This is a genomic window from Paracoccus sp. UBA889 (assembly GCA_002294185.1).
Taxonomy (GTDB): Bacteria; Pseudomonadota; Alphaproteobacteria; order Rhodobacterales; family Rhodobacteraceae; genus Paracoccus.
Map to the genome: position 1 here is coordinate 1 of DBFD01000028.1, position 17610 is coordinate 17610.

15 protein-coding genes are annotated in these 17610 nt (G+C 65.4%); 3 read left to right on the forward strand and 12 right to left on the reverse strand.

Features of this window, described 5'->3' with window-relative positions; all coding sequences use genetic code 11:
- From B4L36_RS04860 to coxB, 12 genes are all read right to left on the reverse strand, one after another.
- A partial coding sequence (locus B4L36_RS04860; protein ID WP_292953209.1) for a hypothetical protein occupies positions 1–1144 on the reverse strand: 1144 nt, incomplete at its 3' end.
- 37 nt (positions 1145–1181) lie between these two features.
- Positions 1182–2825, reverse strand: a complete 1644-nt coding sequence (locus B4L36_RS04865; protein ID WP_292953211.1) for an FMN-binding glutamate synthase family protein — start codon at positions 2823–2825, stop codon at positions 1182–1184.
- Between the two features lie 70 nt (positions 2826–2895).
- A complete protein-coding gene (locus tag B4L36_RS04870; protein WP_292953214.1) occupies positions 2896–4296 on the reverse strand; it encodes an FAD-binding oxidoreductase in 1401 nt (466 codons plus the stop codon).
- 74 nt (positions 4297–4370) lie between these two features.
- A complete protein-coding gene (locus B4L36_RS04875) occupies positions 4371–4952 on the reverse strand; it encodes a GNAT family N-acetyltransferase (protein WP_292953217.1) in 582 nt (193 codons plus the stop codon).
- Positions 4952–6226, reverse strand: a complete 1275-nt coding sequence (locus tag B4L36_RS04880; protein WP_292953220.1) for a M16 family metallopeptidase — start codon at positions 6224–6226, stop codon at positions 4952–4954. Before B4L36_RS04880 ends, B4L36_RS04875 begins: the two co-directional genes overlap by 1 nt.
- Positions 6223–7599 carry a threonine synthase gene (thrC, locus tag B4L36_RS04885; protein ID WP_292953223.1) on the reverse strand — a complete coding sequence of 459 codons (1377 nt, stop codon included), beginning with the start codon at positions 7597–7599 and terminating at the stop codon, positions 6223–6225. The genes B4L36_RS04880 and thrC overlap by 4 nt, the downstream gene beginning before the upstream one ends.
- A gap of 10 nt (positions 7600–7609) precedes the next feature.
- Entirely contained in the window at positions 7610–8284 is a 675-nt protein-coding gene (locus B4L36_RS04890) for an SURF1 family protein (protein ID WP_292953226.1), read from the reverse strand.
- A gap of 108 nt (positions 8285–8392) precedes the next feature.
- Positions 8393–9223, reverse strand: a complete 831-nt coding sequence (locus B4L36_RS04895) for a cytochrome c oxidase subunit 3 (RefSeq protein ID WP_292953229.1) — start codon at positions 9221–9223, stop codon at positions 8393–8395.
- A 31-nt stretch (positions 9224–9254) separates the two neighbouring features.
- The gene (locus B4L36_RS04900; RefSeq protein WP_292953232.1) at positions 9255–9818 is read right to left on the reverse strand and encodes a cytochrome c oxidase assembly protein; all 564 of its coding nucleotides are present in this window, start codon (positions 9816–9818) and stop codon (positions 9255–9257) included.
- Positions 9815–10048 carry a hypothetical protein gene (locus B4L36_RS04905; RefSeq protein ID WP_292953234.1) on the reverse strand — a complete coding sequence of 78 codons (234 nt, stop codon included), beginning with the start codon at positions 10046–10048 and terminating at the stop codon, positions 9815–9817. Before B4L36_RS04905 ends, B4L36_RS04900 begins: the two co-directional genes overlap by 4 nt.
- Positions 10048–10965 carry a heme o synthase gene (gene cyoE / locus B4L36_RS04910; protein ID WP_292953237.1) on the reverse strand — a complete coding sequence of 306 codons (918 nt, stop codon included), beginning with the start codon at positions 10963–10965 and terminating at the stop codon, positions 10048–10050. Before cyoE ends, B4L36_RS04905 begins: the two co-directional genes overlap by 1 nt.
- A 19-nt stretch (positions 10966–10984) precedes the next feature.
- The gene (coxB, locus tag B4L36_RS04915; protein WP_292953240.1) at positions 10985–11890 is read right to left on the reverse strand and encodes a cytochrome c oxidase subunit II; all 906 of its coding nucleotides are present in this window, start codon (positions 11888–11890) and stop codon (positions 10985–10987) included.
- Positions 11891–12091: 201 nt separating this feature from the next.
- On the opposite strand from coxB, the gene tldD reads away from it, so the two are divergent.
- The 3 genes from tldD to topA form a co-directional block, all read left to right on the forward strand.
- On the forward strand, positions 12092–13513 hold the full coding sequence (gene tldD / locus B4L36_RS04920) for a metalloprotease TldD (protein WP_292953243.1): 1422 nt from the start codon (positions 12092–12094) through the stop codon (positions 13511–13513).
- A gap of 90 nt (positions 13514–13603) precedes the next feature.
- Positions 13604–14797 (forward strand): DNA-processing protein DprA, encoded by a 1194-nt coding sequence (dprA, locus tag B4L36_RS04925; RefSeq protein ID WP_292953246.1) that lies wholly within the window; start codon positions 13604–13606, stop codon positions 14795–14797.
- Positions 14798–14979: 182 nt separating this feature from the next.
- The coding region (gene topA / locus B4L36_RS04930; RefSeq protein ID WP_292953249.1) for a type I DNA topoisomerase at positions 14980–17610 on the forward strand (2631 nt) is incomplete at its 3' end.

The following is a 17610-nucleotide window of genomic DNA, read 5'->3' on the forward strand; positions in this document are numbered from 1 at the left end:
GAAGTTGGGGTCCGCACCAGTTGAAGTTCTGGCCTGACCGGCCAGCGTCTTCGTCAGGACTTTCCCCGGCAGCTTCCAGAAGCGTGAACCGTCGCGGCGCGGTGATGGTGATCCTGTCCCGCGTGGCCCGGACCTTGCCGTCATAGCTGGCCTCGCAGAGCTGCGAAAACAGGATGCTTTCGCCTTGCCGTTGGGTGGCGTCGATTTCGCAGCGAATGCTCGACGCGCCGCGCAGGCCCGCGCCGTCATAGACGCGCCAGCCCGCATTGGCGGGGTTCTGGCAGGATTCTCCCGCGATGACCCAAAGTCCGAGGGGGATCGGCAACTGCCCGTCATATCCCGGTTCGTTCGCGGCTGGCGGCCTGGGGGCGAGGTCCACGGCTTTCTTCTCCACCACCGCCTTTCCGCATCTGACGAGGGCGGTCCTCTGTACGTCCTTCCAGACGAAAGTCATCCGGTCCGGCCCGTCTCGCTGGTCAAAGCGGAAATATTCGCCTGTACGCGGCGCGATCTGCTCGGCCCCCTCGCGCTGCTCGAAATCGCCGGCCACGAAGGTGACATCGCCGATCTTTTCGACCTCTCGCAGGATGGCGTTGCCGCCGAACGTGTCGATCCGGTCAGGCAGGATGTCGATCTGGCTCACCGAAGTGCCGGACGCGGCGCAAGCCTCCTGCGAGACGTCCCAACGCCCGACAAGACCGGGCGGCAAGGATTGTGCGAGGGCTGGCCCGGCCATGAAAAGCGCAACCGCAAGTGTCGCGACAAGTCCGTTCATTTCCTGTTCGCCTCCAGGGCAAAGTCGAGCGATCTGAAACCTCGTATCGGCGGTGTCGGTGTAGCTCGAACATGGAGTGTTCGCGATGCCCGGTTCACCGCCGAGGGTATCAATGATGGCAATGCACGACAAGCTGCCGTTCCGGATCGGGGTTGGCGCAAGGGAAGTGTTGCCGAAGGAACCGATGAGGCAATCAGGCCGCCCTGGATTGCGAACGGGACGGCTTCCGTCCACAGGCAACATCCCGGCGAAATTCGCAGGCGGTGCCCGCGCGGTGTACAGGCTGTGCAGGTCCGGTGTACGGCCTGTGACCGGTCGCGCCCGGCATTTGCTGGTTTTTCTGCGCTGCCGGCTGCCAGCCTGTGTCACGCAACGTACGCTGCTTGCGCCGCATCTTGCGCAACGCTCACCAGGCCGCCTCGGCCATTCCCCAATCCCCGATCCGCGCCCGGTGCCAGTATTTGCGGAACGCCGGATGATCCACGTCCCCCTGCAACAGCGCGCCCGGTTTCAGCCAGTCATAAAGGCTCGCGGCAGACCGCACCTCGCGCGGGCCGGTACGGATCATCAGGTGATGCGGCGTGAACGCGTCGGGATGGGACAACCCGCTGCTTTCGCAGGCTTCCTTCAGCGCGAACATCGTGGCCTTGTGGAATCGCGCCACCCGCTGCGCCTTGTCGGGCACGACCAGCGCCCGGTAGCGGCCCGGATCCTGCGTGGTGATCCCGGTCGGGCATTTGCCGGTATGGCAAGCCTGCGCCTGGATGCAGCCGATCGCGAACATGAAGCCGCGTCCCATGTTCACCCCGTCCGCGCCAAGCGCCGAGATACGGCAGATGTCAAAGGCGGTGATGATCTTGGCCGATGCGATCAGCTTGATCCGGTCCCGGATTCCAAGTCCGGTCAGGGTATTGTGCACCAGCATCAGCCCCTCGCGCAGTGGTGCGCCCTTGTGATCGGCGAATTCGACCGGAGCCGCACCGGTACCGCCCTCGCCGCCGTCCACCACGATGAAATCAGGGGCGATTTCGGTCTCTTGAAAGGCTTTTGCCATCGCGAACCATTCCCAGGGATGACCGATGCACAGCTTGATCCCGACCGGCTTGCCTGCCGACAACTCGCGCAGCCGGGCGATGAAATCGCACAGGCCGCGCGGGCTGGAAAAGGCCGAATGCGATGCAGGGCTGACGCAAGCCTTGCCGACCGGAACGCCGCGCGCCTCGGCGATGGCCTCGCTGACCTTGGGCCCCGGCAGAATGCCGCCATGGCCGGGCTTTGCACCCTGGCTCAGCTTGATCTCGATCATCCTGACCGCGCCATCCGCCGCCGCCGCGCGGAATTTTTCGGCGTCGAACCGACCCGCCGCGTCCCGGCAGCCGAAATAGCCCGAGCCGATCTGCCAGATCAGATCGCCGCCCATGCGATGAAAGCGCGAGATCGACCCCTCGCCCGTCGTATGCGCAAACCCGCCGGCCTTCGCGCCGCGGTTCAGCGCCTCGATCGCGTGCGGCGACAAGGCGCCGTAGGACATCCCCGAGATATTGACCACGGAACTGTCATAGGGCTGCCTGCAATCCGGCCCGCCGACGCGGATCCGGAAATCCTGTCCCTCGATATGCGGCGTGGCAAGGGAATGGTTCAGCCATTCATAGCCATCCGCATAGACATTGCAGAGCGTGCCGAAGGGACGCACCCCCTCGATTCCCTTGGCGCGGCGATAGACGACGGCCCGCTGTTCGCGCGAGAACGGCGTCTCGTCATGATCGTTCTCGACAAAATATTGCCGGATCTCGGGGCGGAAATGTTCCAGCAGATAACGCAACCGCGAAGCCAGCGGATAATTGCGCATCAGGGTGTGTTGGGTCTGGCCCAGATCATAGATGCCGATCGCGGTCCCGATCAGGCCCAGCACCGCGACCAGACTGCCCAGCACCGGCGCGACGCCCAACAAGGCCAGCCCCGCCGGCATCATCAGGATCGCGACCAGGAACGGGATATACCGCTCGTAGAGCCGGGCCCGCTCGGTCGCATAGGTGAACCGCAATCGCATCGTCGCCCCCCTCCCCTGCTCCATCATGCATCGCGACGCCACAAAGGCAATGCGGGACAGGGGTTGCCGGTCAGCCCAGAACGGCGCCGGGATTCATGATCCCCAGCGGATCCAGCGCCTGCTTGATCGCCCGCATCGCCGCCAGCCGCGCCGGATCGCCCCAGCGTTCCAGATCGCCGACCTTCAGCCGCCCCACCCCGTGTTCGGCCGAGAACGACCCGCCCCGCGCCACGACCATCTCGTGGATGCGCCGGGACAGGGCCTCGCGAATGGAATCATAATCCTCGCGACGGCGCCCCTTGGCGGGAAACAGGTTGAAATGCAGGTTGCCGTCGCCCAGATGGCCGAAACAGTTGATCCGCATGTCGCCCGCGGCCGCCAGCATCGCCTGCGCATCGCGGATGAAGCTTGCGACCTCCGACAGAGGCAGGCTGATGTCGTGGCTGGCAATCGCTCCGACGGCGCGATTGGCCAGCGGGATGTGTTCGCGCAGGGACCACAGATCGGCGGCCTGCTGTCCCGACTGCGCGATCACGCCGTCGCTCGCCAATCCATCCTCCGAGGCTGCGAGGAACAGACCTTCCAGCGCCTCGCCGGCGGCCAGCCCGGCGGGCAATCCGACCTCGATCAGCACCGACCAGGACGGTGGCTCGGCAAAGGGCTGTCGCATCTGCGGAAAATACCGATTCAGGAAATCGAAGGACTGACCCGAAATCAGCTCGAAGGCCGTGACCCCGCCACCCATCCTTGCCTGCGCCAGCGACAGCAGGCTCAGCGCCGCGCCCGGACTTTCCACCGACAACATCGCCACGCCCGATTCGGCCGGAATCGGGGCCAAAACCAGCGAGGCGGCAGTGATGATGCCCAGCGTGCCTTCGGCCCCGATCAGAAGATCGCGCAGGTCATAGCCGGTATTGTCCTTGCGCAGCCGTTTCAGGTCGCGCATCACCACGCCCGATGGCAACACCGCCTCGATCCCCAGGCACAGGGCGCGCGCATTGCCATAGCGTAGCACGTTCACGCCTCCGGCATTGGTGGAAAGCACTCCACCGATCTGCGCCGTCCCCTGCGAGGCCAGCGACAGCGGAAATTGCCGGCCCGCCTCGGCGGCGGCATCGCGGGCCTGTTGCAGGGTCGCGCCGGCTTCGGCGATCATCACCGCCTCGTCGGAAAAGACCGCGCGAATGGCATTCATTCGTTCCAGTGACAGGATCAGGGGCGCAGGCCCCCCGGCCATGATCTGCCCGCCGACCAGCCCGGTCCCGCCGCCGCGAGGCACCACAGCCACGCGCGCCCTGGCACAGGCCCGGATCACCGCCGCCGCCTCTTCGGCATCGCGCGGCGCCGCGACAAGCCCGGCCTGCCCGTGAAACCGGCCGCGCGGCTCTTCCAGATAGGCCGGCGTCACCTCGCGCAGCACATCCCTCGGCAAGATCGCCGCCAGCCGCTCGTCCGCCGGTTCCAGCCCCATCTTCTCGCCCTCTTTCCAAATACCTCGGGGGGGTCCGGGGGGGCTGGCCCCACCGGCCGTCGCGGGACGCAAAATCAGCGCGCCTCGCTGCGCCCCCGCCTGTCGCTGCGCAGATTGGCGTAAAGCACATGGTTCCGCCAGCGCCCATTGATCTGAAGATAGCTTTGCGCCACGCCCTCATACTTGAAACCCGATTTCTCCAGAACGCCCCGGGAGGCAGCGTTCTCGGGCAGGCAGGCGGCCTCGACCCGGCTCAGGTCCAGCGCGGTGAAGGCATGATGCACCAGCGCGCCGATCGCCTCGCGCATATAGCCCTGCCGCGCGAAGGGCCGGCCGATCCAGTAGCCGATCGTGCCGGTCTGGGCGGGACCGCGCCGGATATTGTCCAGCGTGATCGCGCCCAGCAGCACGCCGTCGCGGCGCAGCAAAAACAATGGCAGCGCGCTGCCGCCGTGACTGGCCCGGGCGGCCCAGTAGACGCGGTTGGTGAAGCTCTTGCGGGTCAGATGGTCGGATGACCAGACCGGCTCCCAGGGGGTCAGGAAAGCGCGGCTGTCGACCCGCAGCGCGGTCCAGGCGCTGAAGTCCGAATGGGCCGGCAGGCGCAGCACGATCCGCTCGGTTTCCAGCCGCACGGGACGCCGCCGCGAAAACATCAGGCGGCAAGCCTTTCGGCCAGAACCCCACGCGACGGAGCGGTCTTGACAGGACCATAAAGCGCCAGCGCAGGCCGCGCCCGCCCGATCAGCCTTTCGGCATGGGCGCGCACATCGCCCAGCGTCACGTCGGAAATCCGCTGCGCTACCTCGGAGGGGTCCAGAACCCGACCCCAGATCGCCAGAACCCGCGCGATCCGTTCCGCTTGCGCCGAGGGGCTTTCCAGCCCCATCAGCAGGCCCGCACGCAATTGCGCCTTGGCGCGGGCGACCTCGATCTCGCTGATGTCGCCGGCGGCGCGGCGAACCTCGTCAATGGTCAGCATCGCCAGATCGGCGATGTCGCCACCTCCGGTTCCGGCATAAATCGTCATCATTCCGGTATCGTCGTGGAACCCCGATTGCGCGAAGATCGTATAGCACAGCCCGCGTTCCTCGCGGATTTTCTGGAACAGTCGCGACGACATGCCGCCGCCAAGCGCGGCCGAAAAGATCTGCGCGGCATAGTAATCGTCGGACAGGTAGCCCGGTCCTTCCAATGCCAGGGCGAAATGGGCCTGTTCCAGCTTCTTGACGCGGCGCACCTCGCGGCCCTGCCAGACGGCGCCGGCGCGCGGGTTTTGCAGAATCGGCGACAGATGACCGAAGGCGGTCTCGGCCAGGCGCACGATGCGGTCGTGATCGACCGCGCCGGCCGCCGCGACAATCATCTGGCCGGGGCCATAATTCTCGGCCACGAACCCGGCCAGATCGGGCCGGCCAAAGCGGCTGACACGCTCGGCCGGACCCAGGATCGGGCGGCCGATGGCCTGATCGGGATAGGCAGCCTCCTGCAGCCAGTCGAAGATGATGTCATCGGGCGTGTCCAGCGCCTGCCCGATTTCCTGCAGGATCACGCCGCGTTCGACCTCGATCTCGCGCTCGTCGAAGATCGGGTTCAGCACGATGTCCGAGATCACGTCGAAGGCCAGATCGACGTCCTGTTCCAGCACCCGGACATAATAGGCGGTCGCATCGCGCGAGGTATAGGCGTTGATGAAGCCGCCCACATCCTCGATCGCCTCGGCGATCTGCAGCGCGCTGCGCGTCGCCGTGCCCTTGAAGGCCATATGTTCCAGAAAATGCGCGATGCCGTTCTGTTCGGCGCGTTCGTTCCGACCTCCGGCGTTCACCCAGACGCCAAGCGCGGCGGAATGCAGACCCGGCATGTCGCGCGTGGCGATGCGCAGGCCGTTCGGCAATGTGGTGACGCGAAGATGAGGATCGGTGGTCAAATCGTTCTCCGTTCAAGGATCAGCGCCTCAAGCGCGGCGGTGTCGTTTTCGACCCTCGTCACACGTTCCGGCAGATCGAACAGCCCCGCCATGTGCGGCGGCAAGGCGGGGCGGATCCCCACGGCCTTTTCGACCGCATCGGGGAATTTCGCGGGATGGGCCGTGGCCAGCGTCACCATGGGCACGCCGGGTTCGGCATGATGGCGCGCGACCGCCACGCCCACGGCGCTGTGCGGGCACAGGATCTGACCGGTTTCGGCGCGAATGGTGCGGATCGTGGCCAGTGTTTCCTCTTCGCCGACACGCCCAGATACATATTGCGCGCGCAGCGCCTGCAGCGCGCCCTGGCTGACGGTGAAACCACCTGATCTCAGTTCCTCCATCAATTGCGCGATCGCGCCCGCATCGCCGCCATAGGCCAGATACAGCGCCCGTTCGAAGTTGGAGCTGACCTGAATATCCATCGACGGCGACATCGAAGGCGCGACCTCGCCCACCCGGTATTCGCCCGTGCTCAGCGCGCGGTGCAGGATGTCGTTCTGGTTCGTGGCCACGATCAGGCGCCGGATCGGCGCGCCCATGGCGCGGGCCATGCTGCCGGCGAAGATGTCGCCGAAATTGCCGGTCGGGACGCAGAAATCCGTGTCGCGCATCCCCAGGCTCGCGGCCGCGGTGACATAATAGACGATCTGCGCCACAACGCGCGCCCAGTTGATGCTGTTGATCCCTGCCAACCCGACGCCGTCGCGGAAATCATGGTCGTTGAACAGATCCTTAAGCCGCGCCTGACAATCGTCGAAATGGCCGTCGAGGGCCAGCGCGTGCACATTCGCCGCATCGGGCGTGGTCATCTGGCGGCGCTGCACCTCGGACACGCGGCCATGCGGGAACATGATGAAGACATCCACATTGTCGATGCCCCGGAACGCCTCGATCGCCGCAGAGCCGGTATCGCCCGAGGTCGCGCCGACGATGGTGATCCGCTGGCCCGACCGTTTCAGCGCGATCTCGAACAGCTGGGCGATCAGCTGCATGGCGAAATCCTTGAAGGCCAGGGTGGGGCCGTGGAACAGTTCCAGCAGGTGGTGGCCCGGCGCAAGCTGATGCAGCGGCGCCTTGGCTGCGTGTTCGATGCGCGCATAGGCGCGTTCGATGGCGCCGCGCAATTCGACATCGGTGAAGCTGTCGCCGGTAAAGGGACGGATCACGCGAAAGGCGACCTCTTCGTAGGGCAGGCCGTCAAGGTCATTCAGGCCGGACAGCGCCGGAACGGTCTCGGGCAGATACAGACCGCCATCACGCGCCAGCCCCGACAGCATCGCCTGTTCAAAGTCGAGGACCGGGGCCTTTCCCCGCGTCGAGACGTAACGCATCGCCACCCCTTCAGTATCGCCGCTGCCTGATACGCCAGATTAGGGCCAGTGTCATCCCTGCCCAGACGGCGGCGATCATGAACCACTGGACCGCGTATGACAGGTGATTGTTGGGGATCCCCTGAATCGAGACGGGGATCGGCTCGACGCCTTGGGCATCGCCCTCCACGACGCTTGCGACGACGAGGATCGGCAGCGTGTCAAGCTGACTCGCCATCGCGGGCACGTCACGGGCAAACCAGATGTTTTCCGAAAGGTTCGGATCGGGCGTGGAACCGCCCTTCTCGTCCGGCCAATGCAGATTGCCCCGGATCGTCAGCCGTGTGGGTCCGCGTTCGACATAGCGATCCTCTTGCGGCACAAAGCCGCGATCGACCATGATGGCGCGGCCGTCATCGGTGATGAAGCGCGACACGATCTGATAGCCGCCACCATGTTCCTTGGTGCCCGAGAGAATGTCGATTTCATCGCCGGTCGTGGTGCCGCTGATCGTGACCGGCATGTATTTCATCGACGGATCGACCGACTGTGGCAGCGGTATGGCCGGAGCGTCGATCTGCGCCTGTATCTGATCCAGCACGCCTTCCTTCCAGTCCATCCGGCGCAGTTGCCACAGGCCAAGACTGATCAGGATAGCGCAGCCGACAAGACCGAGAAGGGCGGGAAACAGATAGCGTGTCATCATTGTTGATCCTGCGGAACCGCGGGTTCCGCCGCCTGTCGCACGATCTTCCTTTCGCCATGGAAAACGCGCGAGGCCGGGCCCCGCGCGCCTCTCGCGGAACATACCGGTTCAGCTGCCCCAGATATAGACCGCACCGAACAGGAACAGCCAGACGACATCCACGAAGTGCCAGTACCAGGCGGCGGCCTCGAAGCCGACATGCTGTTTCTGGTCCATCTGGCCGCGCATGATGCGGAACAGGCAGACGGCAAGGAAGATGGTGCCGATGATGACGTGCAGGCCGTGAAAGCCGGTCGCCAGGTAGAAGGCGCTGGCATAGGCGGTATCGGACAGGCCGAAGGCTGCATGGAAGTATTCGTAGGCCTGCAGCGCCGAAAAGCTGAGCCCCAGGAGGATGGCGACAATCAGCCCGTTGATCGTGGTCTTGCGGTCGTTTTCATGCACGAACGCATGATGCGCCCAGGTCACGGCAACCCCTGACAGAAGCAGGATCAGCGTGTTGATCAGTGGCAGTTCCCACGGATTGAAGGGCTGGATACCTTCCGGAGGCCAGACCCCATCCTTGATCGGGCTTTGCGGTCCCATCGGATACAGCGCGTTCTTGAACCAGTTCCAGAACCAGGCAACGAAGAACATCACTTCCGAGATGATGAACAGGATGAAGCCGTATTGCAGCCCGATCCGCACGACCGGGGTGTGATCGCCCGCCTCGCTTTCGCGGATCACGTCGGCCCACCAGCTGTACATGACATACAGCACACCGACGAAACCGATCAGGAACAGCCAGGGCCCGCTGACCGGAATCCAGAACAGGCGAACATCGTCGGCACTGATCCAGCCCACGGCGCCATACAGCATGAAGAACGCCGAGACCGCGCCGAAGAAGGGCCAGATGGAGGGCGAAAGGATATGGTAGTCGTGATTCTTAGCATGCGCCATGGTCGGGTCCCCGTCGGCTCCTCTTTCTGGATCAGTTGACGTTGCTGGCCGGCTGGGCGTCAAGCGCCGCCTGTTTCGGCTCGGTCCGGTGGAAGGTATAGGACAGGGTGATGTCACGCACCCAGCTTGCGTCGCCGTCGGCAAGCAGGTCGGGATCGACATAGAAATTGATCGGCATTTCGACCCGCTCGCCCGGTTTCAGCGTCTGCTCGGTGAAGCAGAAGCAGGCGATCTTGCTGAAATAATATCCGGCGACATCGGGCGCGACATTGTAGCTGGCCGTGCCGGTGATCGTCTCGTCGCTGTTGTTGATTGCCTCGTAATAGGCCATCGAGTCCTCGCCGATACGGACTTCCATCTTCTTCTGCATCGGCCGGAAAGTCCACGGCACATCCTTGTCTACATTGGCATCGAAACGGACGCGGACGATTTCCTCCAGAACCTGGTCAGGAGCCTCTTTCGACACCTGTGTGGTTCCGGCAAACCCGGTCACCTTGCAAAACCAGTTGTAGAACGGCACCGCGGCCCAGGACAGCGCGCCCATCGTCAGCACGACCGCGACAAGGCCCAGAACGGTGCGGGAATTGCGGCTCATGGCTGCATTTCTTTTTCTTCCGCCCGGGCGGGCGCGTCAGGCGCGGCCGCTGCCGGCGGCAGGACGGACGCCCGCGGCTGATAGTCGTATCCTTCCATCAGGTCGCCCTGACGGACCTTGACCACCGTCAGCGCGAAAACCAGCACGACCAGGCTGGCAAGAACCAGCCCGAGACCCACGTTGCGCGACCAGCGGCGGCGGTGAAGTTCGTGTTCCGCTTGCATCGGCATCACCAGGCTCCCCATTGATTTTGAACGAGCAACGCCAGGAAATGCAGGAAGAGGTAATAGAGCGACAGTCTGAAAAACCGTTTCTCGAACGCATAGCCATCGGCGATAGCCGTCTCTTCGTCGCGCTTCAGGATGCGCCAGCCGCCGGCCATGAACAGCGCGTTCAGAACGACCGAAACCGCCAGATACAGCGACCCGCCGACGGGCGTCAGGCCCAGCCACAGCGCGAAGGGCGCAAGCACCAGCGTATAGGCAAAGATGTGACGGCGGGTGGCCGCGCGGCCATGCGTGACGGTCAGCATCGGCACGCCGGCCTTGTGATAATCCTCTTTCATGAACAGCGCCAGCGCCCAGAAATGCGGCGGTGTCCAGAAGAAGATCAGGGCGAACATCAACAGCGGTTCGATGCCGACCCCTCCGGTGGCGCTGGCCCAGCCGATCATCGGGGGAAAGGCCCCGGCCGCGCCGCCGATGACGATGTTCTGCGGCGTCGACCGTTTCAGCCAGATCGAATAGACGACGGCGTAGAAGAAGATGGTGAAGGCCAGAAAGCCCGCCGCGAACCAGTTCGCGACCAGACCCAGCATCATCACCGAGATGATCGACAGGGCGATGCCCAGGCCCAGGGCCTCGCCCCGCTGGATCCGGCCCGCGGGGATCGGACGGTTCCGGGTGCGGTTCATGACCGCGTCGATATCGGCATCGGACCACATGTTCAGCGCGCCGGCCGCGCCGCCGCCAAGCGCGATGAAGATCACCGCGCAGAAGGCGATGAAGGGATGAACCGTGACCGGCGCTACCAGCAGCCCGACGAAGGCCGTGAACACGACCAGCGACATGACACGCGGCTTCAACAGGGCGACATAGTCCTGAAATTCGGCCTCGGGGGCGCCGTCATATGCGTGGATGTCGCTCATGGGATGCGTCCGGGTCCGATCACTCGGCCTTGGCCAGTTCGACCTGGCTGTCGGCGGGCAGGTTCAGCGCGGTCGCCTGATCGGCAGGCATGGTGCCGCCCTGTTCGGCCACCCAGGCGGCATATTTTTCGGGGCTGACGGCTTTCACGACGATGGGCATGTAGGCATGGTTGATGCCGCACAATTCGCTGCACTGGCCGAAGAAGACGCCTTCCCGTTCGACGTTGAACCAGGCCTGCGCGATGCGGCCGGGAACGGCGTCCTGCTTGATCGCGAAGGCCGGAATGGTCCAGCTGTGGATCACGTCGTTCGAGGTGACCTGAAGCAGCACCGTCTTGCCGACCGGCACCACGACAGCGTTGTCGGTCGCCAGCAGGTATTCGTCCTCGGAATAGCCGGCAGCGGCCAGTTCTTCCTTGGCCAGAAGCAGGGAATCAAAACTGATATCGTTGTCGGGATACTCGTAGGACCAGTACCACTGGTTGCCGATCACCTTGATCACCAGGTCGGGATTGGGCGGCATTTCCTGGCTGCGAAACAGGGCCGGCAAGGAGAAGGCCCCGATCACGACCAGGATCAGCACCGGAACCAGTGTCCAGACGATCTCGATCGGCGTGTTGTGGGTGAATTTGGCGGGAACCGGGTTCGACTTGCTGTTGAACCGGAAGATCACGATCAGCAGCAGCGCGCAGACAAAGACCGTGATCAAGGCGATGATGATCAGAACGAAACCGTCAAGCCATTGCTGATCGCGCGCCAGTTCCGTCGAGGCGGGCTGAAAGCCGATCCCCCTCGCCTGCGGTTTGCCGATGACCGGCAGATCGCCCAGCACATCCTGCGCCATTGCCGCGCTGGCCATCATTCCCGTCGTTGCCAGCCCCGAAGCTGCCGCGACTGCCCGGCGAATCATCGCTTTTGCCATCATCCCATCCCGTTGCGTTGGCCCGGCCGACATGGCCGCAAGGGCCGCCGGCAGGCCGCCCCTTTTCCTTTCACAGTGACCGTTCTATGACCATATCTTGCGCTCTCGGGCAAGTGATACCGAGAAGATATCTGCGAAAGTGACCGCCCGCCCGCGTCTTCGCGGACGCCGGCCGCCCGCCCGACGAACGGAGTTTACCCCGCCATGACCCGCGACAGATTTGACCCGTTCGCCCTGTATCTGGATCGCGATCGCGCCTTGGCGATCCTGCGCGAGGCGGTGTCGGGGGCCGAAGACGGCGAACTTTTTCTGGAACGTTCGGTCTCGGAGAGCCTGGTCTTCGACGACGGGCGGCTGCGCAATTCCGGCTATACAGCCGACCAGGGTTTCGGGCTGCGCGCCGTGCGCGGCGAGGTGACAGGATACGCCCATTCCACCGAGATTTCCGAGACATCGCTGCGCCGTGCCGCCCAGACCGCGCGACTGGCCGTGGGCCGGGGCGGCGCCGTGCTGGCCGATCCGGCGCCGATGCGGGCGCAACACCTTTATGCCGCCGCGGACCCGGCCGAGGGGATCCCCATCTCGCGCCGCATCGCCCTGCTGCGCGAGATCGACGACTACGCCCGGTCGCTGGATCCGCGGGTGGTGCAGGTTACCGTCTCGCTGGCCTCCTCGCTGCAGGAAATCGCCATCCTGCGCCCCGAAGGCGGTCTGGTCACCGATATCCGGCCCATGGCGCGACTGAATGTCGCGGTCATCGTCGAGAACAACGATCGCCGCGAATCCGGCGGTCACGGCGGCGGCGGCCGGGTTTCGCTGAAGGGCCTGATGCAGCCGGACCACTGGAAGAGCGCCGTGGACGAGGCGCTGCGGATCGCGCTGGTCAACCTGCGCTCGGTCCCCGCGCCCGCCGGGGTCATGGATGTCGTTCTTGGTCCCGGCTGGCCGGGCATCCTGCTGCACGAGGCCGTGGGCCACGGGCTTGAGGGAGACTTCAACCGCAAGAAGGCCAGCGCCTTCGCCGGGCTGATGGGCGACCGCGTCGCCGCGCCCGGCGTGACGGTGGTCGATGACGGCACCATCCCGGACCGGCGCGGCAGCATCGGCGTCGATGACGAGGGCACCCCGCCCGCCCGCAACGTGCTGATCGAGGACGGGATTCTGACGGGCTACATGCAGGATCGCCAGAATGCCCGCCTGATGGGGGTGGCGCCCACGGGCAACGGGCGGCGCGAAAGTTTCGCTCATGCGCCGATGCCGCGCATGACCAATACCTACATGCCCGGTGGCGATGCCGATCCGGCCGCGATCCTCGCCGATCTGAAGGACGGCATCCACGCGGTGGGATTCGGCGGCGGCCAGGTGGACATCACCAACGGCAAGTTCGTCTTTTCCTGCACCGAGGCCTATCGCGTGAAGGACGGCCGGATCGGCGATCCGATAAGGGGCGCGACGCTGATCGGGGACGGTGCGACGGCATTGCGGAAAATCCGCGCCATCGGCAACGACATGACGCTGGATCCCGGCATCGGCAATTGCGGCAAGCAGGGGCAATGGGTTCCTGTGGGCGTCGGCCAGCCGACCCTGATGATCGGGGGGCTGACGATCGGCGGCTCGGCCGCCTGAACGCGCCCGGCAACGCAGAAACCCCAGTCCCGGTAACCTTGTATTAACCCTTGTTGCGCTAGGCTGGCCTCTGGATGAGACGGAGGCACCATGGATACCGGGTTCATTCCCTCGGACATGCCCAACAGCGCCGCGCCGGCGAAGGATGACGACCTCGACGTCCTGCGTCTCATCCGCTCGCGCCGGGTCGGACCGGCGACCTTTCATCGGCTGATGGCTCAACATGGCGGCGCCACGGCCGCGCTTGAGGCTTTGCCGGAAATCGCGGCCGAGGCCGGGATGACGGATTACGAAGCCTGTCCCGAAGGCGTGGCCGCGGCCGAACTGAATGCCGGGCGCAAGGCCGGGGCGCGGCTGATCCGCTGCGATTCCCCGCTGTATCCCGCCCAGTTGCGCCAGATCGACGGCGCACCGCCAATCCTGTGGGTGCGCGGCGATCCGGCATGGCTGTCGCGCAATCCGGTCGCTGTGATCGGGGCGCGCAACGCCTCGTCGCTGGGCCTGCGCATGGCGCGCGGGATGGCGGCAGGGCTGGGCGAGGCCGGGCATACGGTCGTCGCGGGCCTTGCCCGTGGCATCGACACCGCAGCCCACAACGCCGCCCTGGGCAGTGGCACCGTGGCGGTGATGGCGGGCGGCGTCGATGTCATCTACCCGGCTGAGAACGTCGTCCTGGCAGCCCAGATCGCCGAACAGGGTGTGCTGGTTTCGGAACAGGCGCCGGGGACCGAACCCGCCGCCCGGCATTTCCCGACGCGGAACCGAATCGTGTCGGGCCTGTCGCGCGCGGTCGTGGTGATCGAGGCCGCGCATCGGTCGGGCACGCTGATCACCGCAAGGAACGCGCTGGATCAGGGCCGCGAGGTCATGGCGGTGCCGGGCCACCCGATGGATGCCCGCGCTGCGGGCTGCAATGCACTGATCCGCGACGGAGCCTTGCTGGTGCGCAATTCCGCCGATGTGGCGGCGGCGCTGATGTCGCGGCCCGGCGAAGCCCCGGCGCGATCGACCGAATTGTCCGCAAACGCCGGCCCGATCCCGGCGCCCCGGTCTGCCGCCGGCGATGCCCAGCGATCGGCCACGCCGTCGCGGATCGCGGATCAGGGCGGGCCGGTCAACCTCGAATCGCGAATCCTGTCGCGCCTGACGCCCAGCCCGACCGAGGAAAACGACCTGATCCGCGATCTGGGCGTCCCCGCCGCCGCAGCCTGCGCGGCGATCCTGTCGCTGGAACTGCAGGGACGTCTGACGCGGCTGGCGGGCGGCAGACTGGCGCTGAGCTGATCATCGCCCCGCGCGACATCCCCCTGGCACGTCGTCCGCCGCGTTCTGGACCAAGCGGCGAATGCGGCCGGCCATCCCCCTTCGTCCAGGCCCCTGGGAGAAGCCGCTGACGCGACGGGCGTTGACACCGCCTCGGCACACAACCATGTTGCCGCCCCATTGCAGACACCCCCGAGGTCAGAATGCCCGTTGTCGTCGTCGAATCCCCGGCCAAGGCCAAGACCATCGAGAAATACCTCGGCGGCGACTATCGCGTGCTGGCCAGCTTTGGCCACGTCCGCGACCTGCCGCCCAAGGACGGCAGCGTCGATCCCGACAGTGAATTCGCGATGAAGTGGGAAATCGCCAGCGACAGCAAGAAGCACCTCAAGGCGATCCGCGACGCGCTGAAGGACGACCAGACTCTCATCCTTGCTACCGACCCCGACCGCGAAGGCGAGGCGATCAGTTGGCACCTGCTGGAGGCGCTGCAGCCGGCACTGAAAAAAGGCAGCGCGGTCAATCGCGTGACCTTCAACGCCATCACCAAGGCCGCGGTGACCGAGGCGATGAAGCAGCCGCGCCAGATCGACCAGCCGCTGGTCGATGCCTATCTGGCCCGCCGCGCGCTGGATTATCTGGTCGGCTTCAACCTGTCGCCCGTGCTGTGGCGCAAGCTGCCCGGCGCGAAATCGGCGGGTCGCGTCCAGTCCGTCTGCCTGCGCCTGATTGTCGATCGCGAGATGGAGATAGAGGCATTCAAGGCGCGCGAATACTGGTCCGTCCATGCCCGTCTTGCGACGCCGGGGGGACAGGAATACGACGCGCAACTCGTGTCGCTGGCCGGCTCGAAGCTGGACCGATTCGACCTGCCCGACGCCGAAAGGGCCGCGATGGCCGTCAGCGCGGTCACCAGCCGCGATCTGCGTGTCGCCAGCGTCACCGCCAAGCCCGCCAGCCGCAATCCCTGGCCGCCCTTCATGACCTCGACGCTGCAGCAAGAGGCCAGCCGCAAGCTGGGCATGGGCGCGCGGGCCTGCATGTCCACGGCGCAGCGTCTCTACGAGGCCGGTTTGATCACCTATATGCGGACCGACGGGATCGACATGGCCCCCGAGGCGGTGATGGCTGCCCGAGACGCGATCAAGACCAAGTTCGGCGAAAAATACCTGCCGAAATCGCCGCGCATGTACAAGAACAAGGCCAAGAACGCGCAGGAAGCCCATGAATGCATCCGCCCGACCGACATGATGCTGTCGCCGGACCGACTGAAGGTCAGCGCCGATGACCAGCGCAAGCTGTATGACCTGATCTGGAAGCGCACCATCGCCAGCCAGATGGAAGCCGCCAGGATGGAGCGCACGACAGCCGAAATCGAAAGCCCCGATGGCCAGGTCGGCCTGCGCGCGACCGGTCAGGTGATGCTGTTCGACGGTTTTCTGCGCGTCTATGACCAGGGCCGCGACGATGACGAGGGCGAAGACAGCGCCCGCCTGCCGGCGATCACCGAAGGCGAGGCCGCGAAACTGGTCGGCAAGGCGTTCGATGCCGAGTTCTCGAAGGCGCGGGACAAGGGCGACGATCTGCCCGAGGCGCCGCAGGGCCAGCGCGCCGCCCCCGGCCTGCTGGTCAACGACGCCGCCAGCACCGCCGCCCGCCAGCATTTCACCCAGCCCCCGCCCCGCTATACCGAGGCCACCCTGGTCAAGCGGATGGAGGAACTGGGCATCGGCCGTCCCTCGACCTATGCCAGCATCGTCACGACCATCCAGGACCGCGAATACGTCCGAAAGGACAAGAACCGGCTGATCCCCGAGGACAAGGGCCGGCTGGTCACGACCTTTCTGGTCAAGTATTTCCCGCGTTATGTCAGCTATGACTTCACCGCCGATCTGGAAAACGAACTGGATGAGATCAGCGCCGGCGATCTGGTCTGGCGCGAGGTTCTGGGCAGGTTCTGGAAGGATTTTTCAAAGGCGCTGGAGGGCACGTCCGAACTTCGCATCTCCGAGGTTCTGGAGGCGATCGACGATGCGCTGGCGCCGCATCTGTATCCGCCGCGCGCCGATGGCGGCGATCCGCGCGAATGCCCGCTTTGCGGCAGGGGCCGGCTGAACCTCAAGACCGCGCGGTCGGGGGGCGCCTTCATAGGCTGCACGAACTATCCCGAATGCCGCTATACCCGCCCCCTCTCCGCCCCCGATGGCGAGCAGCCGGTGGGCGACCGGGTGCTGGGTCATGACGATGGCGACGAGATCAGCCTGAAGACCGGGCGTTTCGGACCCTATGTGCAGCGGGGCGAGGCGACCGAAGAGGTGCCGAAGCCGCCTCGGGCCTCGATCCCCAAGGGCTGGGACGCGGCGACCATGGATCTGGAAAAGGCGTTGCGACTTCTGTCGCTGCCGCGCCCGGTCGGACCACATCCCGATGACGGCGTGATGATCGAGGCGGGGATCGGGCGCTATGGTCCCTATGTGAAGCATGATCGCAAATACGCCAACCTGCCGGATGTGGACGAGGTCTTTACCATCGGCATGAACCGGGCGGTCGAGGTGCTGGCGGCAAAGCAAACGCGCGGACGCGCCGCTGCGGCGGCACCGCTGAAGGAACTGGGTGATCATCCCGAAGGGGGTGCAATTCAGGTGATGAACGGGCGCTATGGCCCTTATGTCAAATGGGAAAAGGTCAATGCGACCCTGCCCCGCGAGGTTGCGCCCGAAGACATCACGATGGAGCAGGCGCTGGAGTTGATCTTGGCCAAGGCCGCGAAGAAGGGCACGAAGAAGGCATCGGCGGGAAAGTCCCCGGCAAGGAAATCCGCCACCAAGACCGCA